Annotated in this window: 14 protein-coding genes and 2 pseudogenes; 12 read left to right on the forward strand and 4 right to left on the reverse strand. The window is 41.8% G+C overall.

Annotated features, from left to right (window positions below; genetic code table 11):
- Positions 1 to 480: pseudogene (locus tag FM107_RS19750) on the reverse strand (IS66 family transposase); the annotation flags it as partial.
- Between the two features lie 50 nt (positions 481 to 530).
- Entirely contained in the window at positions 531 to 869 is a 339-nt protein-coding gene (tnpB, locus tag FM107_RS13580) for an IS66 family insertion sequence element accessory protein TnpB (RefSeq protein ID WP_086949028.1), read from the reverse strand.
- 657 nt (positions 870 to 1,526) lie between these two features.
- Between tnpB and ltrA the strand changes: the two genes are divergently transcribed.
- Together ltrA and FM107_RS13590 are read left to right on the forward strand one after the other, a co-directional pair.
- Positions 1,527 to 2,759 (forward strand): group II intron reverse transcriptase/maturase, encoded by a 1,233-nt coding sequence (gene ltrA, locus FM107_RS13585; RefSeq protein ID WP_086949029.1) that lies wholly within the window; start codon positions 1,527 to 1,529, stop codon positions 2,757 to 2,759.
- A 96-nt stretch (positions 2,760 to 2,855) separates the two neighbouring features.
- Positions 2,856 to 3,644 (forward strand): annotated as a pseudogene (locus tag FM107_RS13590) (IS66 family transposase); the annotation flags it as partial.
- Here the strand turns inward: FM107_RS13590 and FM107_RS13595 are convergent.
- The gene (locus FM107_RS13595) at positions 3,633 to 4,298 is read right to left on the reverse strand and encodes an ATP-binding protein (RefSeq protein ID WP_086949030.1); all 666 of its coding nucleotides are present in this window, start codon (positions 4,296 to 4,298) and stop codon (positions 3,633 to 3,635) included. The pseudogene FM107_RS13590 and the gene FM107_RS13595 sit on opposite strands and share 12 nt — an antisense overlap.
- A gap of 21 nt (positions 4,299 to 4,319) precedes the next feature.
- Entirely contained in the window at positions 4,320 to 5,897 is a 1,578-nt protein-coding gene (istA, locus tag FM107_RS13600; protein WP_086949031.1) for an IS21 family transposase, read from the reverse strand.
- A 241-nt stretch (positions 5,898 to 6,138) separates the two neighbouring features.
- Between istA and FM107_RS13605 the strand changes: the two genes are divergently transcribed.
- The 10 genes from FM107_RS13605 to FM107_RS13650 all read left to right on the forward strand — a co-directional run bounded on the left by FM107_RS13605 (position 6,139) and on the right by FM107_RS13650 (position 24,610).
- On the forward strand, positions 6,139 to 6,972 hold the full coding sequence (locus FM107_RS13605) for an MbnP family protein (protein WP_086949032.1): 834 nt from the start codon (positions 6,139 to 6,141) through the stop codon (positions 6,970 to 6,972).
- Positions 6,973 to 7,038: 66 nt separating this feature from the next.
- Entirely contained in the window at positions 7,039 to 8,070 is a 1,032-nt protein-coding gene (locus FM107_RS13610) for a cytochrome-c peroxidase (protein ID WP_086949033.1), read from the forward strand.
- A gap of 636 nt (positions 8,071 to 8,706) precedes the next feature.
- Positions 8,707 to 11,379, forward strand: coding sequence for a c-type cytochrome (locus FM107_RS13615; protein ID WP_086949034.1), 2,673 nt, complete (start codon positions 8,707 to 8,709; stop codon positions 11,377 to 11,379).
- A 999-nt stretch (positions 11,380 to 12,378) separates the two neighbouring features.
- A complete protein-coding gene (locus FM107_RS13620; RefSeq protein ID WP_086949035.1) occupies positions 12,379 to 14,784 on the forward strand; it encodes a TonB-dependent siderophore receptor in 2,406 nt (801 codons plus the stop codon).
- 473 nt (positions 14,785 to 15,257) lie between these two features.
- Positions 15,258 to 16,109 (forward strand): ROK family protein, encoded by an 852-nt coding sequence (locus FM107_RS13625; protein ID WP_179204486.1) that lies wholly within the window; start codon positions 15,258 to 15,260, stop codon positions 16,107 to 16,109.
- Positions 16,106 to 17,389: a sugar porter family MFS transporter gene (locus tag FM107_RS13630; RefSeq protein WP_086949037.1), complete on the forward strand. Its 1,284-nt coding sequence runs from the start codon at positions 16,106 to 16,108 to the stop codon at positions 17,387 to 17,389. The genes FM107_RS13625 and FM107_RS13630 overlap by 4 nt, the downstream gene beginning before the upstream one ends.
- 178 nt (positions 17,390 to 17,567) lie before the next feature.
- Positions 17,568 to 18,731 carry a glycoside hydrolase family 130 protein gene (locus tag FM107_RS13635; RefSeq protein ID WP_179204487.1) on the forward strand — a complete coding sequence of 388 codons (1,164 nt, stop codon included), beginning with the start codon at positions 17,568 to 17,570 and terminating at the stop codon, positions 18,729 to 18,731.
- A gap of 90 nt (positions 18,732 to 18,821) precedes the next feature.
- A complete protein-coding gene (locus tag FM107_RS13640) occupies positions 18,822 to 21,971 on the forward strand; it encodes a TonB-dependent receptor (RefSeq protein ID WP_086949039.1) in 3,150 nt (1,049 codons plus the stop codon).
- A gap of 11 nt (positions 21,972 to 21,982) precedes the next feature.
- Positions 21,983 to 23,881, forward strand: a complete 1,899-nt coding sequence (locus FM107_RS13645; RefSeq protein WP_086949040.1) for a RagB/SusD family nutrient uptake outer membrane protein — start codon at positions 21,983 to 21,985, stop codon at positions 23,879 to 23,881.
- A gap of 24 nt (positions 23,882 to 23,905) precedes the next feature.
- The gene (locus FM107_RS13650) at positions 23,906 to 24,610 is read left to right on the forward strand and encodes a DUF3823 domain-containing protein (protein ID WP_086949041.1); all 705 of its coding nucleotides are present in this window, start codon (positions 23,906 to 23,908) and stop codon (positions 24,608 to 24,610) included.
- Position 24,611: the final 1 nt, after the last annotated feature.

The raw sequence follows: 24,611 nt of genomic DNA on the forward strand, positions 1-24,611 counted from the left end.
ACGTTTGATATAGAACTTGGCTGGCTCGCACTCCAGTTCTTCCGTAATTTCCTTTCCGATGCATACCATTTCGGTTAGATCACCTTGGGGATGGATCTCGATCTCTTCAACAGGTAGATGTTCAGGCAACTTCGCCCGCCCTTTATGGTTTGGACGTTTGCGGGTGTACTCAATCTTTTGTTTGGTTTCTTCTTCTTGGTTAGCCTCTTCTACAGCATCAACCTCAAAAGGCAGCATGATCTGTTTGGGGTCGCCCTCAAAGCGCTCGCGCTTCTGGCCGAACTGCATGCGTTTGAGCATCTCCACCTGTGCTTTCAGGTAATCACGTTCTTGGGAAAGTATCTCACGTTCCTGGGAAAGTGATTTTATCTTTTCATCTTTAGAAGAGGAGTCTTTGGAAAGTGAATCTATCTTTTCATCACGGCTGGAAATGACCTTCAGAAGGTCCTCTTTTGAGAGGTTTTCCAGCGCTGTTTCCATACCTTAAAGATACGGATTTACCTGCTTTTTATCAACAAAAAAGCTCGTTTTTATAGTAATGAATATCGTTTTTTCTGAATACTCTTTATCACCTGAATGCCTTCAATCATCAGCACCAGCTCACTCCAGGAGAGTTCAATCTTTGGATCTTTTGGGGTAGGGAAAGTTCCCTGCTCCAAACGTTTGTAGTAAAGTACAAAGCCACCGTTTTCCCAGTGAAGGAGCTTGATGTGGGTACGGTTCCGGTTCAAGAAGACGAAAACCTCTCCACTAGTAGCTCCGCGCTTCATAACAGAACCCACCAGGCCACATAGCCCGTCAAATGATTTTCTCATGTCGCAGGGGCTGTCATATAGGTAGAATTTATGGGAAGAGCCCAATGAAAACATATTTACAGCCGGATCAACTGTGAAACTAGACCGAGATCAGCCTCCACCTTTACGCAGACCCCGTTAGGATAAATGATTTCCACCTGGGTCCTCTGGGATGGTTCTTCCAACGGGATGAAACTGTGTGCCTTGAAGCAGCCTAAGGCTAGGCTGCATGCTGTACGATTGATGGCAGTTTGGCCTGCCGTTGGAGATGACAGACATATCCAACAAACTACTCCGTGGTGCTGCTTTTCCGAAAGGAAGCGGTATTGAGCGACGAGAGAAAAGGTAGTGATGTAACTATCAAGTGAGATCCAAGGAGCTGAACGAGAGTGAATAGCCATATTAAAGTATCGTTATCGATCATATCCTGTCAAAATCGGACAAAAAGTTTCGTGGCCGAGACTAGAGTCCAGCGGCAGTAAACTGGTGTTGGCTGGACGGCAGGCGGTGCAGAGGCTGCAGGAACTTGGATCAGGCGATCGTATGGAACAAGGGAACTTGTAGGAGGATGTCAAGGAGAGAGCACAAGTATAACAAATATACAAGGCCCAAATCTCCGAAGCCTCCTACAGGGACGGATCACTTCGTAGTACCGATGAAACTTCTGTAATGGAAATGGAGGGAAGGGAGTGACCAGATTAGTTTTTATAATAAACAACAACAGTAAAACGGATGATTGATTACTATGAAACAAAGCAACATCCCATTACCAAGAAAATGGTATTAGATGCTTACAGCAAAGTGCGGGCAAACAAAGGAAGTGCTGGTATTGATGGCCAGAGCCTAGAGAAGTTCGAAGAACGGTTAACAGATAACTTATATAGAATCTGGAACCGAATGACTTCTGGTAGCTATCATCCTGAGACAGTACGTGCAGTACAAATTCCGAAGAAAAGTGGAGGCTATCGGACACTTGGTATACCTACAGTGTCAGACCGAATTGCGCAGCAAGTGGTCAAAAGCTATCTTGAACCTATGGTAGAGCCAAGCTTTCACGAAGATAGCTATGGTTATCGACCAAATAAGAATACACATGACGCACTGGCAAAAACGGTGAAAAATTGTGGGTACTACAGTTGGGTGGTAGACTTGGACATCCGTGGGTTCTTCGATAACATCGACCACGAACTTCTCATGAAAGCGGTGCGCGTGTACACCAAGGAGAAATGGCTAATTATCTACATTGAACGCTGGCTCAAAGTGGGGGTGTTTGTTGAGGGCGAATCGCAGAAGCGGGAAAAAGGCACGCCGCAAGGCGGAGTGATAAGCCCATTGCTAGCGAACATCTTTCTACATTTTGTCTTCGACAAATGGATGGAAAAATACCACAGCAACATGCCTTTTGAACGATATTGTGATGATGCAATCATTCATTGCACTTCAGAAAACCAAGCTAAGTTTATTAAAAGTGTAGTAGCTAGACGGATGAAAGAATGTAAACTTGAACTTAACAGTGAGAAAACAAAAATCGCATACTGTAGAAACTCCGTTCACCGAGAATCAAACTCGGCAGGAGTTTCGTTTACCTTCTTAGGTCATACATTTCGACCACTGGGCAGACCAACTAAAAACGGTTGGAAACTTACATACTTTCCATGTATGAGCGAGGATGCCAAGAAATCCGTGCGAGAGAAAGTGAAGGAGGTAGTAAATCGACGGTTCTTCGGGGATATTCAAGGGATTGCACAGCGGCTCAACAGGATGTCCAAAGGATGGATTAACTATTATTGCGTTTATTCAAAATGGACGGTCTATGGGCTTTGGTATTGGATCAACTTGAAGCTGGTCAGATGGGTAATGGAACGGAAGAAGATGGGACGAGGGCGAGCACATCTTTGGCTGAAGAAGATCTATAAACAGAATCCAAACTTATTTGTTCATTGGGCATTAGCTAGGCCGTACTAGACAAGGTAAAGCTGATCTGGAAGCGCCGTGTGACGGGAGACTGTCACGCACGGTGCTGTGAGAGGTTCGGGGTGAAATTCCCCTTACCTACTCGACCCAATAAAAGTACTGGATAGCGGTAAAAAAGGCGCTGCCCATCAAGGTTATTATTGGGTCTATCACGCTCCCCTGGACGGAACCGTGCTGTTTGATTATAGCCCCACCCGTGGTGGCATCGCCGCAGTGCCCATGCTTGGGAATTTCAAAGGCTATCTCCAGACCGATGGATACTCGGTCTATGAAAAGTACGGCAAAAAGAAAGAAGTGACGCACCTGGCCTGTTGGGCGCATGCTCGCCGCGAATTTGAAAAATCACTGGACAATGATAAACCAAGAGCTGAAAAGGCATTATTGATGATCCAGCAACTATATGCTGTTGAGCGAAAAGCAAAAGAAGAGCAGCTATGCGCTGATCAGACCAAACAGATCCGTCTAGATCAATCTTTGGATATCATCAACGAAATGGGCAAATGGATATTTGAAGAAATAAAAGCTACACTTCCAAAAAGTCAGATCGGAAAGGCAATGGCTTACGCCTATGCAAGATGGGATGCATTATCAGCTTATTTATACGATGGAAATCTAAAAATTGATAATAACGAAATTGAAAATAAAATCAGAGTAATTGCTTTGGGACGCAAAAATTACCTCTTTGCGGGAAGCCATGAGGCAGCGCAGCGTGCTGCGATGATCTACTCGTTCTTCGCTATCTGTAAAAAACATGAGGTAAACCCCTTTCAGTGGCTAAAGTATACGCTGGAAAATATCATGTCCATAAACCAAAAGAACATCAAGGAGCTATATCCCCAGAACTATAAACAAATTATCGGGCAATCAAATATGTAGTTCGTAGGGCGGATACGGTTCATTAATGAACTCGTAATATTTGTTCAACGGTAACTGAGATGTAATTATAATTGAGCCATTCCCATACCTATCCTCTAGAATGTCAAGTAGGGCAATTTTAGCATCGTGCGAAAGAGGTTTCAGCCCGAAATCATCTAATACGATTACTGGATGAGCAGCTATGCTCCTCATCCATTTCAGGTAGGTCCCATCAAGCTTGGCTTGTGCAATAGCTTCAAGAAACTTATTCATGGCAAGATACAGGACTTTGTAGCCTAATAAACAGGCATTTCTACCTAATGCACATGCGAGGTAGCTTTTACCACATCCTGTTGCTCCGTGTATAAGTACATTTTGTGACCTGGAAATTAGGTTCTCATCGGAGAGTGTGATTAACATTTCTTTAGATAACCCCCGCTCAGATTTACAAATAACCTCTTCCAGTAATGCGTTGTAACGTAGCTTACTATTCTTTAGTAACCTTTCTGTTCGTTTAAAATTACGCTGTTCGATTTCTGCTTGACATAGCATACCCACTAATGTGTATGCGTCCTCTTGTTCGTGGCTTGGCAAATTTAGCATTGCCTGATAACATTTAGCCATCCCGAATAGTCGGAGATCACTAAGTTGTTCTAATGTTGATTGATTGTTCATTTTATTGATTATTAATATTTTCTAATTTAGTCCGCTAAACCCTTCAGGGCCTCGAAGATTGTTATGCGAGGGAATTGGAGAAACATCTGAGACAGGCTCTTCCTGTAACTTGTCCATATTATTCGTTAGAATATTATAGAGAACCCCGTGATTATACCTATACCCGAGTAAAGCGCGTTTACATGCCGCTTCGACACGTTCAGCACCGTAAGTGCGGATCAATCGGAGTATTCCTTGGCAAGGACTGTAAGCTTGATGAATGGATACCTTGCTCTCCATTAGTTTGGAGACAAATTGATGGGTGCAGGGGCCGTTTTCTTTTGCCTTTTGTAGGTAATAGTCGGGATCCCAACCTCGGCTTTCTGCAATTTTTCGATGGTTCTCGGGCATATGGTCAATATTTGTAGAGTATCCATGTTTCTTATAACTGCGGGAATGTATAGCTATCCTTTCCAGTTTAATGTAGATTTCTACATGACTTGTGTTATAAACGATGGTTGCTTCTTTTCCTAAATATGAATGCGGTACGCTGTAATAGTGCCAGTCTTCTCCGACAACGACATGATAGTTCTTTTGCACCTTTGCTTTTGTAGTGTGCCGAATCTCAAAGGCACTTTCTGGTAATTTTTGCAATAGGTGTTGCTCTTCGGATTCAAATAAATCTTTACGACTGAAGCTCTTTTTTTGAAAGTTTAATTCATGATGTTCCTTAATTTTTTCGAGAATACCACGGTTAAGTTCGTCCAGACTATGAAAGATATCATTGCGTAACATAGCGTATATTCGTCGATAAGAAATCAGTACTTGGTTCTCTACCGACGGTTTATCCTTAGGCCGCCCAGGACGAGTCGCCAATAACCCGACCTTGTTGTGGAGCGACCACTGTTCCAGGAGGACAGGAAAGGTAGGCTCATATTTACAGGTTCGTGTGACCCATTGCTTCATATTATCGGAAATGACATTAAGCGGAGCTCCTTGAAAATACGCTAGCATTTTGTTTAGACATTGGATCACATTTGGCAAGGATGCATCAGGAAGGGCTTCAAGGTAACAATATCCACTAAAAGGCAATACGCCAACCAATACTGGACATTCGGTTACCTCTCCAGTTTCCCGCTTTACATACGCGAGCTTTGAGCCAGCAAAGTCGATCTCTAGTAATACGGCCGGTTCATGCTCAAAGTGCATAGATGCCTTTCGAGATGAAAGTTCTTTATCTAAAAGTTCGCAAAATCTCGAATATTGAACCCCATCAGGATAAAGCTTAAGATGTTCTTGCCATAAAAGGTATCGCGTAACTCCAACTCGCTTAAGTTCACTAGCAAAATAACCAACCTGTTGTTGAAATTGAAATTTCCTTAAATCAACCGGTTCTTCATTTTGTTCTTTTTTTGAAACGATTATCGAATTTAGTTCATGATCTTTTAGAGCTAGTAAAGTGGAATAATCCTTGCCTGTAGCTTTAAACAGCTCCGAATAAAGATGGATTGTCGGTCGAGAGACTCCGGTCTGTTTGGCTATTGCTCGTTCGGAATAACCTCGATTAAGGAATAGTAGAATGTTACGTAATTTCTGCATAGTGAGTAGTTTATTCGCCATATCTCTTTTAGTTTTGATCTTTAACAAAACTAAAAAATATGGAACTTAAACACTCTTAATGGTAAACTTTGCCCTGGAATAAGCGGTAAAGTATATGCCGGAATGTCAGCCTTTTAAAACATCAAAATGTCTAAAAGTGGTAAACTTTACCCCGGAATACTTGGTAAACTTTGTATCGGAATACCTGGTAAACTTTACCCCGGAATAGTGGTAAAGTATCCTCCGGAATGGCTGGTAAACTTTGCAGCGGAATAGTGGTAAACTATATACCGGAATATGCAGTAAGAGTGAGCAGAACTCTGTTGCTAATAATATCACATTACATTTTAATAACACATTTAAAGACGTACCGATCGTACTCGGTGACGCTACTTCTGCCACAGCGAATACTTCTGCTGAGGGACAGGTACATCACTTTTCAGAATTGAAATACGTGGTAAGTAATATCCGTCTTATAAAAGCTGAAGGTGGAGAAATCCCCTACAATATTAATGATCTAGATAAAGGGGCGGCCGTGGTAGATCAATCCAAGCCACAAACCTTGGATTATGTGCTGAGCAACATTCCAGCTGGAGAATACAAACAAATAAAGTTCGGTTTGGGCGTGAAGACGGAATTGAATACGCTAGATGAAGCAAGGTTTCCAGTCTTTTACGCAAGTGCGGGGGCAAACGATACAGAAATGCATTGGGAGTGGGGTACGGGTTATCGTTTCACGAAGATTGAAGGCTTCTACGACACCGATAATAAGGAGTTGTCTATCCATACCGGAAGTACAGTGGAAGGAACAAATGGGGACCCTGATTCCTATACCCAAGGCGTTGATGCGTATAGAGATATTATACTCACACTTCCAAATAATGCTATGGTTGGACGGACTGCACCACGGATTACCATCAATGCAGACTTCGATAAACTATTGAGCGGAAAGACGAATACAATAACATTAGGGGATGACAATGCAACACCAAGCGCGCATACGGCGGTTAACATGCTGCTATTTGTAGACAATTTGGGCGGAGACGGTTCCAGCGATATCTCTGGAATGTTTTCCGTTAGTGCGGTAAAAAACTAGAATTTCAGCGAAGAGCCACCCGGCCAAGCTGCGGTGGCTCTTTTTAATTATATATTTTTAAGAGACATGAAAAAGGTAATCACAATGTTATCGATTTTCTTGTTGCTGCTATCCTGCAACAAAGAGGATCATATTGAAATGCTACCTTTTGAGAACCCTGAAATGCATTTGGATATACCAGCGGGCTTTCCTTCTTTGAATACTTCGTTTGCTAAAAACAGGCCAACAAAATATGGCGTAGAACTGGGAGAGAAATTATTCAATGAGAAAAAATTCAGCGGCAATAACACGGTATCCTGTGCCAGTTGCCATAACCCCTCGATGGCATTTTCCGATAATCAGGCGCAGGCAATTGGGGTTTATGATAGAGTGGGTCTTCGTAACACACCACCGCTCCAAAATTTGGCTTTTATGCAGTTTTATAATTGGGACGGAAACATTCTACAATTGGAAAAACAGGCATTGGTGCCCATAATTACGCATGAAGAGATGAACTCGTCTATTTTGGAGGTCATTTCCAAATTAGAAACGGACCACCAGTATAGGGAGCTTTTCAGAAGAACATTCGGCGACGATGATATTACGCCTGATAAGATTTATCAAAGTCTGGCGCAGTATCAGTATACGTTAATCTCAGCGGACAGTAAATACGATAAAGTAAAAAGAAAGCAGGGTGAAACATTTACCGAACGTGAAGCGCGGGGCCTTGGACTATTTAAAATAAAATGTGCAAGTTGCCATAGTACAGAACTGTTTACAGACCAGAGTTTCAGAAATGTAGGGTTTCCGTTGAATCCCAGTATAGAGGAGGCTGGTCGAGCGCGAGTAACAGGAGCAGAAGAAGACTTTATGAGCTTCCGCGTCCCTTCATTACGGAATGCCGAGTATACCGCACCCTATGGAAGCTTTGGTCAGTTTGCTACTTTAAAGGCGGTTCTGGATTATTTTGATGAAGGTGTTTTAGAGGCCCAAAACCTCGACCCAATTTTAAAACAGAATGAAAATCGCATACCGTTGAGTGAGAAGGAAAAAGATGATATTATTGGTTTTATTAAAACCTTAAGTGATAGTTCGTTTGTGGGGTTGTATCAAAAGTAAAATGGTGCGGTTTTTAGTATTAAAGCACGTAAGATTATCACGTGATTCTTGTTACTGTAAAATGCAGACTTAAAAATTATTGGCTCGCTACCTTCGACAACATTAAATATTAATAATAAGGAACAGGAAATATCCCCGAAATTTTTTATGAATTAAAAATGAAAAGGCGACTTTAAGTTTGTAGTCAATAGCCAATGCTTCTCATATTGCAAAACAAAATTTTCACCCCATTAAATACGCCTTTTCTAACTAAGTTACGCCGTGTGGATCTTTGTTAATGCAAGATTTTCAGGTATTGAATTAGATTCAAAAGAATTGAGCTAGACTATAGTTTTTTGTGATGTGATTTTTTATCTTTGGTTGTAGAAAGTGGTTGCGTAATGCAGCACTTCTAACAAGTGCCCGTTATGAACATGAACTTGTGCCCACGCCTCAGGAGCCTTTACCACATTTTTGATCAGTAGGTCTGACCTAAATTTGGTGAAATATCTTATTGCTTGCTATTGGCGGAATAACTGCCTCTAAACCGAAAATAAAAACAACTAGAGAATAACAATTATATTATATAAGCTGTATAAATAGATACTCCTTTGATAAAAGGATCTGTTATCTATTCAACAAATACCTACTATACCTATGAAAAAGACATTAAACTTAATCCTCTTCCCACTATTATTGGGTTTGACCCAAACGGCCGAAAACCCCAAATCACCAACAAGAATAACCGCACTTTCCTATGTTGATACTGTACCAATGCTGCAAGATAGTTTGGATACCTTATCTGGCGCACCGGAAGATTTATTGATGACCTCCTTTACGGGGCCAGATCTAACACCAAGCCCGGCTTGTTTAGCGGTAGCACCGACAGGCGAAGTATATGTGGGGGTGGATATGATAGGTTCGTTAGGAAAAGATATGGGCAAGGGGTTTATCCGACGATTTGTTGATTTGGATAATGACGGTAAAATGGATAAACATACTGATTTTGCGCGCGTAGATAATCCGCGCGGTATTTTTATCTTAGGTGATCAGGTTTTTGTCTTACATACTACTTTCGATGCGACAACAGGCGTAGCGACAGGTATGGACTTAGTTGTGTTTGAGGATAAGGATCATGATGGTATCGCCGACGGATCCCCCAAATCGCTGGTGGTTGGATTGAGCAATGCTAAATACATCCAGGAAAGGGGAACTGACCACGCGACCAATGGCATTCGCATGGGAATCGATGGTTGGGTTTACATTGCTGTAGGTGATTTTGGATTTCATAATGCTAAAGGCACGGATGGAAAAAAACTGTCCATGTACGGTGGTGGTATTCTACGCGTTCGCCCAGATGGGACAGAACTGGAGGTCTATACGCATGGGTTACGTAATATTTATGATGTTGCTATCGATCCTTTTATGAATATTTTTACAAGAGATAATACCAATGACGGTGGTGGTTGGGACATCCGTTTCTCCCATCAGATTCAGTCCGGTGAGTATGGATATCCTTTATTATTCCAGAATTTTACGGAAGAAATCATTCCAGCTTTAGCGATGTTAGGTGGGGGATCGGGCACAGGTTCACTTTATATGGACGAGGACACCTGGCCTGCGAAATATAATAAGGTGCCCATGATGGCCGACTGGGGAAGAAGTTTCCTTTACTTGCATCATGTGCATCCAGATGGACCAAGCTTTACGCAAAAAGAAGAAGAGTTTATTAAGTTACCGCAAATTACTGATTTGGACGTGGATGGTTCGGGCAGGTTATATTTATCAGCCTGGGATGGTGCTGGTTATGCCGGTAACCCAGATAAAGGGTATGTCGTACGGGTCGTTCCTAAGGGATGGACCTACACCGCGTTCCCTGACATTAAAAAGGCATCAGTTTCTGAATTGGCTGACTTATTAAAATCGGCTAGCGCAACAACTAGGCTGTATGCTTCTCAGGAACTACTTTCCAGACCGGCTGATGAAGCAGCTGCTACTGCTTTGAGTTTGGCAAAGAACACGGATTTACCTTTAAGCACGCGTGTTGCCGCAATCTATACGTATGCACAGGTGGCAAAAGAAAAAGCGATTCCTGCCTTACTCGACCTTGTAAAAGAAGACCAACTGCGTGAATTTGCTTTGCGTGCACTTGCTGATCGTAAAGGTAGATTAGAAAAGGTTCCAGTTGATCCGTTTATTGCGGGATTAAAAGACCCATCCGTGCGTGTTCAAACAGCTTCGATAGTGGCCTTAGGCCGGCTTGGACGTGTCGAAGTTGCCAATGCTTTATTACAAACACCTGTGCCGGCTTCTTTTGTTGCCCCGCTCAAGGGTACGGAAGGACCACATGATAAACCAAATGCGGAAATTATTCCAGCACATTTGGCTGTGCAAGCTTTAGTTCGTTTAAACGCAGTAAATGCTAGTATAGGTTTCTTAGGGACAGAAAGTCCTGATTTGGCTTTGTGGGCCTTGCGTTATATGCATGACCCAGTTGCCATTGAAGGGTTAATAAGGGCTTATGGGAAAACAAAGGATCAAAAATTGAAGGATAAAATCTTGGTTACCTTAGCGCGTTTATATAAAAAGGAAACGGCTTACGACGCCTCATGGTGGTGGGGTACTCGTCCTGATTCTCACGGACCATACTATAAAGCTATCGATTGGGAGTCATCGCCTGTCATAGAAAAATTCTTAACAGCACAAGCGTTAAAAGCAGGGGCAACAAAGCAACCATTTTTTGCTAGTTTGAATGATAAATTCCGTATGGAAATTGCAGCTTTCAACGTGGTAAAGAAGCAAGTGGTTGTAAAACAAACACCAGAGAAAAAAGTAGATTTGGAGAAAATTAAGAATCAAAAAGGACAGGTGGGTAAAACCTCCATAGAGGATATTTTATTAACGTTAAGCAAAATAAAAGGTAATCCGTCTCAAGGTAAGGCGCTTTTTACTAAACAAGGCTGTGTTGCCTGCCATAGCATTAGCAAAAGTGAACCGATGAAAGGGCCATTCATGGGCCAGGTTGGAGCGATTATGAATCGTGAACAAATTGCAGAATCTATTTTGAAACCGAATGCTTCTATTTCTCAGGGCTTTGCAACGGTGCTGATTAGTACAAAAAATAAAAAGAGTTATATGGGATTTGTGACCCAAGAAACTGCAGCTAGCGTTGTATTGAGAGATATTGCTGGTTCGGTGACAACCATAAAAAAGAACAATATTGCTTCCCGAAAAGAAATGCCTAACTCGATGATGCCAGCAGGATTAGCAAATTCCCTAACCGTGGAAGAATTTGCTTCACTTGTTGCTTTTCTGGAACGGCAAAAATAGTTTGGATGTCGCGGGGTCGTGTCAAAAATAAAGTGGTACGATCCCTTTTTTATGTTCTTTTCTAGTAATCTATTTTTTCAATTGGCAAGGTTGTTATTATTTTTTTTAATAAAACTTAGTGTTTAAAAAACGTACAGCTCGATAAACACCGAGAAATATAAGGCACATGAGCCCTGCTTTCCAGGGATGAGATAAGAAAAAACCATTGCTGGTTCAAAACCCGGGATACGTCGAGTAACCGGTTTATAATATTATTGTTAAAAGGGCGGGATTTCCTTCATTGGGAATCAAGTTTGCTTTTGAACACAAATCCGATCGATCACTTTACCTTTTACGATAAATTTTCCGTGATCAGGATTACCAACCCTAACGAGTTTGGGCATCTTGTTAAGTAGTAAATCTGATGATTGCCTTATTAGATTCAATAGTCACCGGACTTTCGCTTTTAGCGACGGCTTTTCGCTTCATTCTTCTATGCGACACGGCAAGTCCTGTCCGCATCTCCAACGAACAGTACGTCCGTAGTCTTTGTAATACACAATCTGATCGCTATATAGCGCTGAATGTTTTCCTTTTCTCCACCCCAGCCAATTGCGCATTCCTAGTTCTACCTTGCGAATGAATTCTGATATATGCTGTCATAATTGTTTTGTCGCTATCCAAGATCATAAGACTTATCAAAGAGAAATAACGAAAAAAAATCTTGCATAAAAATATTTTCGTTCTATATTTGCAGTTATTTATAATAAGTCTAATTAAACTTTAGAAAGATAAAATCAACACGCATTTGTAATAGATGATTTTTAATAGCTAGAAATTAACAAGTTTTATAACGTAAAATTTTATGAAAGATAGTAACCTAATAGCTCACCTTACAGTACCATAAGTTTTAATTCTTCACCCTCATCAAAGAACCATTTTGGTCAGTTTAATCTGCATTGATAGTCTACAACAAGAAATGCTACTGACAAACCCAATTAAAATTTATAGTTCAAAAAAATGAAAAGTATTATATTATCCTGCATGATTATTTTAGCATTATGCAGTTATAGCTACTCACAAACGGGTATCATTAAAGGCAGAGTACTCACCGAAAAGGGGAACCCTGCAAAAAATGTAGTCATCAATCTTAATGGTATTCAGGAGTTGGAGGTTGACTCGAGCGGATATTATGAGTTTACCAAATTACCCGCTAACACCTATGAGATAAAGGCAAAACATGTCAGTTTCGCTTCTCAGGTTATCACTGTCGATCTTAAGAATTCCGAGGTAAAAACACTTGATTTTGCCTTGAAGCAAAGCGAAAATACGTTGAAGGAAGTATTAGTAAGCGGTTATAAAGGAGCGGTCGAGCAACAGCCCTCCAGCAGCCTCCGTGTTCAAACGCCTTTAATTGAGCTGGCCCAGAACGTTCAAGTTATTAATTCAGAAACAATGAATAAACAACAATCCTTTAATCTGGCGGATGGATTGTATAAAAATGTAAGTGGAATTGGCCGTCAGACACACTGGAATGATCTATACGTAAATATCAGCATGCGAGGCTCACAAATACAGGCGTTTCGAAATGGAATGAACATCGTTGCGTCCTATTGGGGCCCTTTATCGGAAGATATGGCCACTGTAGAGCGTGTAGAATTCGTTAAAGGGCCCGCGGGTTTTATGATGTCCAGCGGAGATCCAGCGGGAATATATAATGTGGTTACTAAGAAGCCCACCGGCGAACAGAAAGGAGAGATAACCTTCTCTCTAGGTAGTTTTGATATGTACCGAACGACTTTGGACTTAGATGGAAGACTCTCCTCGAATGGCAAATTGCTATACCGCTTAAATGTTGCAGGAAGCTCCAGCGCATCCTTTAGACCGAACGAAGACTCTAAAAGACTCACCGTAGCGCCGGTGATCTCCTATCAATTAGGCGAAAACACAAAAGCTACTTTCGAATACACTTATCAAAAAGCTAGAATGACAGACATCGGTTCGGCCTATCTATTTTCTCCATTTGGATTTAAGTCTTTACCGAGGGATTTTACATTTTCCGCGGTCGGATTAGAGCCGCTAAACATTGATGAACACAACACTTTTTTAACAATAGAACATGATTTTTCGAGTAATTGGAAACTAACAGCCCAAGGTTCTTACTTTAACTACAATCAGACCGGCGCCAGTAGCTGGCCCCTGGACGTCTTCCCAGAAGGGAAGATGTTGCGAAAAACCGATATTTGGGATGCGCAGAGCGAGATGCAATTAGGGCAATTGTTCTTGAATGGTAATTTTAATACCGGTAAGGTAAAACATAAAATATTAGCGGGTATTGATTTAGGTAAAAAGGAATATTTTGCAGATTGGAACACCGGATTAGTATTGGACACCTTAAATGGTGGTGAATTTGATCCCCAAAATCCAAGTTATTCCTTTGACACGAACCGTCCAGATACATTAACATTCGATAGGTCACTACCGCTGAAAACAAGAGCATTTGTCGGTGGCGGATTGATGAATAGCTCCTATTCATCAGTTTATGTACAAGATGAATTAGGATTTTTTGATAATAGCCTGCGTTTAACATTAGCAGCTCGATATACTTCGATGTCGGTAGGTACATGGGGAGATGCACCAATTACCAGTAAAAAGGTAACGCCACGATTGGGGGTTTCCTATTCGATAGATAAAAATACGTCCGTATACGGTCTTTACGATCAAGCTTTTCTTCCCCAAAGACAGGGAAATCTGCACGACGGAAGTGAAATCAAGCCGATAACGGGTGACAATATTGAATTCGGTGCCAAAAGGAACTGGGCTGGAGGAAGATGGAATACAACGTTGTCAGCTTACCGAATCATCAAAAATCATGAACTAACCTCTTATGGTCCTAGGCCCGAGGATGTAATAGAAATTGGACAAAAAAGAGTTCAAGGAATCGAGTTTGATATTAAAGGAGAACTATATAAAGGCATTAATTTAATTGCCAATTACGCCTATACGGATGCTATTATTTCTAAGGTAAACCAAGGCGTTAATACCGACGAACAGTTAAATTTCTTTGAAGGTCAGCGATTAACTGGTTCCGACAAGCATATTGTCAATGTTTGGTTGGATTACGAGATACAAAATGGGGCCGTAAAAGGACTAGGAATTATGGCCGGAATGAATAGTAACGTAGACCGAGGAACCGGTAGTTATTCGATAGATTTGCCAGAAACAAACATCGAAGATTATTTACGCTTTGACGCTGGATTAAGTTATCATAAAGACAAGTGGTATACAAACCTGAACGTACAAAACCTCTTCGATAAATACCTGGTCGAGGGTGGGGGAGTCAGCAGTTTCTCCTCGGGTTCGGTTTACTCTTGGCAAGCGGGAGCGCCTCGCAATTTCAGAATGACAGTAGGATATAAATTCTAAAAATTTCGCCGTTTAACACGAACAATGGTCTTTTTCTCTGTATTGTTTAACGAGAATATCGCTGACAATACAGAGAAATTGAGATAAGGTGAAAGTAAGTAGTCGAGTTCTCCGTACGGCACTTTCGTTACAAAATCTAACAACTTGCAAAGTTCATTCCCCCTCTTTTATGTAGCAGGCAAGTAGATGATATAAATCCTGAACGTCATCTTTTAGGCTAGTATTCCTCCCAAAAATGCAACAATCTCTTCCAAATGAAACTAGTCCTCGTATAGCCCAGGGTTTGGGGAGGGGATAACATGATCGGAGGAAAACTACACTCATCCTGATGGTTAATTAACATCGAGCAAGAAAATCCTGTCTGATCTAATCAATAAAAAATAATTTGATATTTAAATATTAGCGCTATATTTGTTTATTAGCAAAACCGGTTTTGCAACCTGTTACTGGCTACCAATTTTAGAGTTATGTTTATGCACAATATTGTTTTATGTGTTGATTTGGGTGGCACCCATTGTTCTAGTGCGCTCATTGATAAAGGTTCCGATTGCGTAATTGAAACCACCTACTTCCGTGGTCATGTCGATAGCAACGATACTCGGTCCAAAATCCTTAAGCAAATCCAACAAATCATTGATAAGACGTTAATGAGTTCAAAGGAAGTGCCTACCGAAATGAAAGTATCTTGTCCTGGTCCGTTTGATTATCAAAATGGAATTCCCCTTATGGATAAGATGAACAAATACCAGGATCTCTTGAACTTTAATCTGAAAGAATATTTTTCCGAAATTACCAATATAAAGCCGTCCTGGATACAATTTAATAACGATGCTACAGCCTTCCTATTGGGGGAAGTATTTTGTCGCGGTATACAACGGGGACGTGTTGTTGGACTTACCTTAGGAACAGGACTCGGATCTTCATTGTTCGATAATGGGGAGATAGAAGATCTCAATTTCGGTTCTGCTGCCTATGTTAATGGTATTGTAGAAGACGTGATCTCTACCCGAGGAATTCTTAAACATTTGCAGGACCGTTTTGGCTCCGTGCCGGTGCAAAATATTAAAGATCTAGTGGAAAGTGAGAGTCTGAATGATGAAAGAACCGAGGCATTTGACTATCTGGCGCGAAATCTCAGTACTTTTATTAGGCAGTACGTTGCTCCTCTTGCTCCTGATCTCATCGTTATCGGGGGAAGTATTGCTAAAGCACATACTTATTTTTTTGATTCTTTGAACCTACCTGCAGACCTAAAAATAGAGCGCGCATCATCTGACGAGCGTAATTTATTTTTAGGATTAACAAGTGAAACTTATAGTATATGAAACCAGTTTGGAAATTCACACTCATAGCGTCGTTAGGTGGCTTCTTATTCGGATTTGAGACCGCCGTTATATCAGGTGCTGAACAAATCATACAAAAGTTATGGCATCTGGATTCCGTACGGCACGGTCTCACTGTTTCTATATCACTTATAGGTACTATTATTGGAGCAATATTAGCCGGCCGGATCGCAGATAAATACGGACGCAAACGTGTTTTATATTTTGTCGCTATTCTTTACTTGTTCTCCGCACTGGGGTGCGCAGTCGCCTCTGTTTGGGAGCTGTTTTTATTGTTCCGTTTACTCGGTGGCCTAGCTGTTGGGATCAGCTCCGTTGTTGGACCGGTATATACTTCAGAAATCGCACCGGCAAAAGATAGAGGAAAGCTTACCGGAACATTTCAGATCATGATAGTCACCGGGATATTTACAGCTTATTTGACCAACTTTCTTTTTATGGATGTCCAGACAGGTGCTTGGCGTTATATGTTGGGTATCATGGCAATCCCAGCTTTATTATTTGTCCTGTTACTTAAGCTCATTCCAGAAAGCCCTCGTTGGTTCCTTCAACGTGGACAGGTTGAGAAAGCCCGTGCAAGTTACAATCGTCTTCAGGAGCCTTTTTCAATCGAAGAAGGTCAGCATACAACACGCGCCAAGACGATCAATCTGTTTCAAATAAAATATATTAAGCCAATTATTTTTGCCGTGCTTCTGGCCTTTTTTAATCAGATGACAGGAATCAATGCTATTCTATACTACGCACCTCGGATATTTGAAATGGCCGGTTTTAGTGCCGAACTATCGTATCTTCAGCCAATTTTTATCGGAGGAACGAATCTATTGTTCACCCTGGTTGGGATGACTATAATTGATCGGTTCGGACGAAAAAAATTGCTTTTAAGTGGAGCTGTTGGCATGTTCGTTTTTCTCTTACTTGCCGCTTTTGGTCTGAACGGTGTAAATGCTGAATTTCTTCTTTACTATATACTCGGTTTTATAGCATCTTTTGCATTATCGCAGGGAGCAGTTATTTGGGTCTTCCTGGCCGAAATATTCCCTAATGAGGTGCGTGCGCAGGGATCCTCGCTAGGGAGTACGACACACTGGGTGTTTGCGGCGATTATATCATGGGTATTTCCTGTCATTGTTGAAGGGAGCTCCCAAGGGGGATATTATGTTTTTCTCTTTTACGCTGTTATGGTAGTTGCTTCATTCATCTTCATTCGTTTTATGCCAGAAACAAAAGGGAAATCATTGGAAGAGATCACCCAACAGTAATATATTTTTTGTTTGAATACCAGTAATATTAAATAATTATTAAATCTAGAATCCCTTGTTGTTATAATTAATTAGGTTCTTAGCTTTGCATTGAAAAACCGGTTTTGCAGGGTGCTTACTTTTAATTTTTGACATACTATAGGGCAACAAAACATCAGAAAAAAGTAATAGAAATAATATGAGACACATTACAAATTTATTAAAGCCACTATCCTTATTAGCTCTAGTGATGACATTATTTGGTTGTCGTTCCCAACACGACCAAATACACGTAGCACCTGATTGGGTAATGGGTGGTTTTGTACGACCGGCAGGGATCAATCCCATCATTGAACCCGACAGTTCCACTACATTTTTGGATCCTATGAGTGGAAGGGCTGTCCGATGGGAAGAAAATGACACCTTTAATCCTGCAGCGGTAGTAAAAGGAGATAGCGTATACGTTCTGTACCGAGCAGAAGATAAAACCGGGGTCAAAATTGGCCATAGGACCTCGCGAATTGGTCTGGCAGCAAGTGGCGATGGTACAAATTTTACGCGTCGAAACACGCCGATCTTTTTCCCTGCTGAGGACAGCCAGAAAGAATTTGAATGGCCCGGGGGGACTGAAGATCCACGTGTTGCTGAGTTACCAGACGGCAGGTATGTGATGTTTTATACGCAGTGGAACAGAAAAGTTCCTCGTTTAGGTGTTGCTATATCGGAAGATTTGAAAAATTGGGTTAAATACGGACCTATTTTCGGCAAATCTAAATCGCTACCGTCGCTAGTAGATAAATCACATAAATCAGCGTCCATCGTTACTGAATTGGTGGGTGATAAACAAGTTGTAGCGAAGGTCAATGGTAAATATTGGATCTACTGGGGAGAACACGGTGTTTACGGTGCGACTTCAGATAATCTCATCGATTGGGAACCTGTTTTGGACGAAAATGGCGAACTAAAAGCGTTTATATCACCACGTGAAGGATACTTCGATAGCTCTTTAACGGAATGTGGTCCTCCCGCAGTAAAGACGGACAAAGGAATTCTACTTCTTTACAATGGGAAGAACCATCCTGAAAAGGGCGATAAACGCTTCAATAGAGGTACGTACTCGGCAGGACAGGTACTGTTTGATGCAAATGATCCAACGAAAGTACTCGAACGTATGGATGTTCCTTTTCTCAGGCCGATGGAAGCCTTTGAAAAAAGTGGTCAATATGTTGATGGTACGGTGTTTATCGAAGGCCTAGTTTACTTCCAAAAGAAATGGTTCTTGTACTATGGTTGTGCTGACTCCAAAGTCGGAGTAGCGATTTACGATCCGGCGAATCCAACTAATCTTGATCCTTTACCATAATGAAATTGAAATAGCTACACCTAAAAACAGCAATCGATCCCAGATCGATTGCTAATGAATAACAAATCATATTAACTTAAATATTATAAAATGATACAGCGTGATTTGAATGCAAAGCGCTGCAAATGGGTATTCAATGCCTGTTTGATCTGCTTTGCACTATCGTCTTCGTCCGTATATGGACATGAACGCCTTCACCAGGACCCTGATGCTGTCTCAGCGACACAGGCTCCTATCGCTATCAGTGGCCAGGTTACTGATGTTGCTAACAGCCCTATTGCCGGCGTTTCTATTCTTTTAAAAAGTTCATCATCCGTTGGAACGAGCACGGACGGAAGTGGGAGTTTTAACATCTCAGCAGATCCCGATGGCGTCTTGCTGGTATCCTTTGCGGGCTACAAATCGCAGGAGGTGGCCATTAATGGTCGTACAACCATTAACATTATACTTCAAGATTCTGTAGAGATGATGGATGAAGTTGTCGTTGTTGGGTATGGCGTACAGAAACGAGCTTCCATTACAGGATCTGTGGCCTCGATTCAGGCTGAAGAGCTTGTAAAAGTAAAAACACCCAATGTAACTAACATGTTGGCCGGACGGCTCCCTGGTATACGTGCTGCACAACGTAGTGGTGCACCCGGTGACGATGGCGCATCCGTGGATATTCGCGGTTACGGTAGCATGCTTGTTATTGTTGATGGCGTGCAGCGCGATTTTGCCCAGCTTGATGCTAATGATATTGAATCGATATCGATCTTGAAAGACGCATCTGCTGCGGTATATGGGTTTAAAGGTTCCAACGGAGTTCTGTTAGTCACGACAAAAAAAGGGACAAAAGAACGCACTAAGCTGGAATATAATGGCTATTACGGACTTCAGGACGTGACCCGATATCCGCGTATGATGAGCGCCTTCGAGTACGCGTCATTATATAACGAAGCAATATATAACTCCAATCCTTATACCGGTGTACCGGCTTACAGTCAGGAGCAGCTTGATAGCTACAAGAGCGGTGAGCAAGGTACCGATTGGTGGAATGCATTGGTTCGAGGCAATGCTCCACAAACTTCTCATAATCTAAGCATATATGGAGGAAACGACAAAGTTACTTATTATAACTCCATTGGATACGTCGACCAATCGGGCATATTGAAGTCGGACGACTGGACATTTAAACGCTATAACCTTCGTTCGAATGTCGATCTAGCAGTTACGCCGAATTTTAGCGTAGGATTTAAACTTTCCGGACGAATCCAAGACCGTAATAAACCCTATGGCGGTGATGATCTTTTTACGCAGGCTCAAATGGCTTTGCCGATCTATTCCATATACGCAAACAATAATCCTAACTATTGGCAGGCGATTGGTAACATGGCAAATCCTGTACATAGCTCCTATATCGAGAACAGCGGTTATGAATCGAGATTGCGACGTGAGTTTAATGGGTCATTGGACTTGAATTGGAAACTTCCATGGGTGTCAGGCTTGTCAGTGCGAGCAATGGTGGCTTACGACTACAAAAATAGTGAATGGAAAACATGGCAGAAAGCGCTTAGTGATTACCAATATAATCAAGCGAACGACGTGTACACAGAGGTGGCTCTACGTGAAAAGGCAAGTTTAGAATCGAAAATGGAAAATCTCTATATGCCTACCCAGCAATATTCCATTAATTATAACCACGTCTTTGCAGGTAAACACGATGTGAGTGGCCTACTTCTGTGGGAAGCCTATCATGACCGGTTAACAGATATTCTTGGGTTTAGGGAATCATCGATTGGTATCATTGACGATATCAGTAAAGGAGATACCGAGAATCAAAATACGTCCGGTAAAAGTGTAGAGACCGCACACGCAGGTTTAGTAGGAAGGTTCAACTACGCCTTCGATAGGAAATACCTGTTGGAGCTTAACTTTCGTTATGATGGTTCCTACAAGTTTCAAGCAGACCGCAGATGGGGATTTTTTCCCGGAGCTTCGTTAGGATGGCGTATCTCTGAAGAAGATTTTTTCAAAGAGAGCCTCCCCCAGTTTGATAACGTGAAAATCCGTGGATCGTATGCTAAAGTCGGCGACGAAGGAGACTTCTCCGCTTATCAGTATTTAGATGGATACGTTTATGGCGGTAGCTACGTGCTGGGAACTTCAGGTTTATCTTCCGGACTTGTTGCCAGTGGTATGGCCAATCCATGGCTTACCTGGTACGAGTCACAGATTATGAATTTCGGTTTTGAGGCATCATTTAAAAATGGCTTAATCAGCACTGAATTTGATTGGTTCCGCAGGGAACGGACAGGACTGCCTGCGACACGCCAAGGGACTTTCCCTACAAGCTTTGGAGAGTCTATGCCGCAAGAAAATCTAAATTCCGACATCAACTCCGGTTTCGAATGGTCGGTAGGACATAAGAATAAAATAGGGGAATTTAGTTACAATGTCGCCGCAAATTTTTCGGTTACGCGAATTCGTTATGGATACGTAGAACGGGCTAATTCAACCAACATGTTTACGAACTGGCAGGACAACAATAACGATCGTAACAAAGATATTCGTTGGGGACGGACGGTACTAGGTCAATTTGGATCTTACGAAGAGATTTTAAATTCGCCCCTGCAAGATAACAATGGAAATCGATCGTTACTTCCAGGAGACCTTAAATTTAAGGACGTCAACGAAGACGGAATTATTGATGGTAATGATGTTGAGCCAATCGGTCGTGGCGCCACGCCACGCATGTATTACGGGCTGAACTTAGGAGCCAATTACAAAGGGTTCGATATGACTATGTTTTTTCAAGGAGCAGCTGGGCATGATATCTATATCAGCGGAGATATCCTTGATCCTTTCATCCAGCAAGGACTGGGAAATGGCTTTGCCTTCATGACTGATCGTTGGCACCGTGCCGACCCGGCCGACCCGAATAGCGAATGGAGACCAGGAAACATGCCTGCAGCACGTGTAACAGGTCAAGTGGATAACAGATCCGACAATTCCTGGTCATTACATAATGCGGATTACTTACGACTCAAGACTTTAGAGATTGGGTACACTCTACCTCAACAATGGACACAGTCACTGAACATAGAGCGTTGTCGATTTTACTTCAATGGAAACAACCTTCTTACCTTCACTGGTGATGACGAGTTGTTGAAGAATATTGATCCTGAAAGTAATCAAAGTCGTTTACGCTACTATCCGCAGTTGAGGACATTTAACCTTGGTGTTAATCTAGTTTTTTAATCAGTACAATTATGAAAGTTAAATATTTCAAACACATAGTATGGGGATGTGCACTTACAATTGGCGTGTCCAGCTGTAGCGACTACCTTGACCGGGAATTGACAAGTGGCATCATCACGACAGATTTAATCTGGGAAAAACCTCAAGCGATACAGTCCGTTCTTGTCAGCATGTATGACCAAGGACTACGCTTAGATGAGTTCGACGATTGGTTTACAGGTAAATCCAATTTGTTAAACCTGACTTCTCTATCGGATGAAGCGACCGGTGGCTATCAAAAAGATTACGCTTTTAGTAATGCTAACGCGGTATATACTTACAGCGATTACGTTTTTGAGGATCCTTTTCAAAGCCGTTACATTCAGATCCGACGTACCAACGACTTCTTAAAAAAGCTTAATGAAACAACTGCGCTTACTGGAGAGGAGAAAGTTTTAATCGATGCGGAAGCGAGATGGATTCGCGCAATGCAATATTTTGGGTTGGTGAAACGCTACGGAGGTGTTCCTCTGTTAATAGAGCCCCAAGAATATGTACCAGGGGAATTTGAGCAACTGCAAGTGCCTAGAAGTACGGAGGCACAAGTTTATGATTTTATAATTGACGAATGTAAAGCTATTAGCGAGATTCTTCCCAGCACAAGAACCGCAGAGGCTAAATATAGAGCATCTAAGGGCGCCGCTGTAGCATTGTGGTCACGTGCAGCATTGTATGCAGGTTCCATTGCCAAGTACGGAGCTAATGTAAACTTAACAGGCGAAGCGGTAACGCGTGGGTATATAGGGATAAATGCCGGAGAAGCTTCACGTTATTTTACCGAATCTTATAATGCTTCCAAGGCATTGCTGGACGGAGGTGTTTATAGTTTGTATAACCGGAATTCAGATAAAGCAGAGAATTTTTATGAGCTGTTCTCAAAAAGTGTAAACGGTGATAATGGTGAATACATTTTCCAAAAAACCTATAATGTTTCGGCGGGTAAAGGGCACATGTGGGATAAAATGAATGCTCCTTTCGCTTTCCGTGGGGACGGATGGGGGTGTGGTGTAACACCGACATTGGAAATGGTGGAAGCTTTTGAATATATCGACGGTACTGAGGGGAAAATAAATCTTCGAAATAACGATGGATCTTTAAAGAGTTTTGCAAATCCTTATGATCTATTTGCGGGTAAAGATCCGCGTTTATTTGCGTCTATCTATGTTCCGGGCGCTCCTTTGAAAGGTAGTACAGTAGAGTGGTTTCGTGGCGTAATCGATGGGCAGAATGGTACCGGGCAGAAGTATCAGGCACAGAACCAGCCCGATAAAGATAATATAGCAACAATAGAGGGTGTCCGTTATAACACGTCTGGTAAAGATGGTGGAGCGGACGTTGGTGATGCATCAAAAACAGGGTTTTATATGCGTAAGTTTTTTGATGAAACGCTTACCGACATGACAAATATCGATGCTAAAAGGTCTGAGACTCCATGGGTTGTATTTCGTCTGGGGGAAATATACTTAAACCTGGCAGAAGCTTGTCTAGAGCTTGGAGGAAAAGATATGGAAGCGCTACAAGCAGTAAACGCTATACGTGAACGTGCAGGAATCAAGACATTGAGCTCGGTGTCGATTGCTCAGGTGAGGCAAGAGCGTAAAGTAGAACTTGCTTTTGAGAAGCATCGCTTTTGGGATCTAAAAAGATGGCGGTTAGCACATTTAGACGTAACACAGGGCGGACTTACGAACTATAGAGGGACAGCATTATACCCTTGGTATAATACAAAAAGTCAGGAGTATACTTTTGAAACTGGTACGCCTCCAAAACAACGACGTCTTTTCTTAGAAAGAAACTATTACGTCCGTATTAGTCCTACTGATCTCAGTACCAACCCGCTGTTAGTGCAAAATCCAGGCTACGGTAATTAATGATTAACTGATAATTAGATTATTATGAAAAATATAATATATGTGTTAGGTTTTATCTTCTTTGTCTCATTGAACAGTTGCGAGAATGAAATCGATAACATAGACGCTCCTCAGGGTGGTTTATTTGGTACAGTTTACGACATGGAGACAGATGAGCCGATACCTCTCCCAGTTGAGGGTTCTGGAGGAACTATGGTTTCTTTATTTGAAATAGGGACAGGTGCAGCAGCATCGATAGACTTCCGTGCGAATGCCGATGGCACGTACACGAACAACAGGGTTTTTAATGGAGATTATCGGGTTTTTGTAAATGGCCCGTTCATCGGTGTCTGTGAAGGATACACGACAGTGAACGGCCAAACACAGTTTGATTTAAAAGCCACTCCATTTTCACGTATTGAGGCTTCCGCTACAATTTCCGAACGAAACCAGGTCGAAATTAACTATAAGGTGAACAAATCCGATGAATCATTTAACTTAACCAGTGTGTCCCTTATGTGGAATTATAGTCCACGCGTTGACCAAAGCAATTCAAACTATGTGACTAAGATTGCTAAAGGTAATGCTGCCGAAGGTGTTCATACTTTCGAATTAGCAAACGACAAGGATTTTGTGGAGAATTTCTATAAAATTAAGGCCAATGGAAATAGGATATATGTTCGAGTTAGTGCGACGGTAAATAGTATTGTTAACTACAGTAAGACAATTGAACTTGTTGCGAACGATTAAT

Origin of the sequence: Sphingobacterium sp. JB170, assembly GCF_900163865.1 — a bacterium.
GTDB lineage: Bacteria > Bacteroidota > Bacteroidia > Sphingobacteriales > Sphingobacteriaceae > Sphingobacterium.

Excerpts from the sequence above, each read along its gene's own strand:
- tnpB (WP_086949028.1), bottom strand. The coding sequence starts at position 869 with ATGTTTTCATTGGGCTCTTCCCATAAATTCTACCTATATGACAGCCCC.
- ltrA (WP_086949029.1), top strand. The coding sequence starts at position 1,527 with ATGATTGATTACTATGAAACAAAGCAACATCCCATTACCAAGAAAATG.
- FM107_RS13595 (WP_086949030.1), bottom strand. The coding sequence starts at position 4,298 with ATGAACAATCAATCAACATTAGAACAACTTAGTGATCTCCGACTATTC.
- istA (WP_086949031.1), bottom strand. The coding sequence starts at position 5,897 with ATGGCGAATAAACTACTCACTATGCAGAAATTACGTAACATTCTACTA.
- FM107_RS13610 (WP_086949033.1), top strand. The coding sequence starts at position 7,039 with ATGAAAAAGGTAATCACAATGTTATCGATTTTCTTGTTGCTGCTATCC.
- FM107_RS13615 (WP_086949034.1), top strand. The coding sequence starts at position 8,707 with ATGAAAAAGACATTAAACTTAATCCTCTTCCCACTATTATTGGGTTTG.
- FM107_RS13620 (WP_086949035.1), top strand. The coding sequence starts at position 12,379 with ATGAAAAGTATTATATTATCCTGCATGATTATTTTAGCATTATGCAGT.
- FM107_RS13625 (WP_179204486.1), top strand. The coding sequence starts at position 15,258 with ATGCACAATATTGTTTTATGTGTTGATTTGGGTGGCACCCATTGTTCT.
- FM107_RS13630 (WP_086949037.1), top strand. The coding sequence starts at position 16,106 with ATGAAACCAGTTTGGAAATTCACACTCATAGCGTCGTTAGGTGGCTTC.
- FM107_RS13635 (WP_179204487.1), top strand. The coding sequence starts at position 17,568 with ATGAGACACATTACAAATTTATTAAAGCCACTATCCTTATTAGCTCTA.
- FM107_RS13640 (WP_086949039.1), top strand. The coding sequence starts at position 18,822 with ATGATACAGCGTGATTTGAATGCAAAGCGCTGCAAATGGGTATTCAAT.
- FM107_RS13645 (WP_086949040.1), top strand. The coding sequence starts at position 21,983 with ATGAAAGTTAAATATTTCAAACACATAGTATGGGGATGTGCACTTACA.
- FM107_RS13650 (WP_086949041.1), top strand. The coding sequence starts at position 23,906 with ATGAAAAATATAATATATGTGTTAGGTTTTATCTTCTTTGTCTCATTG.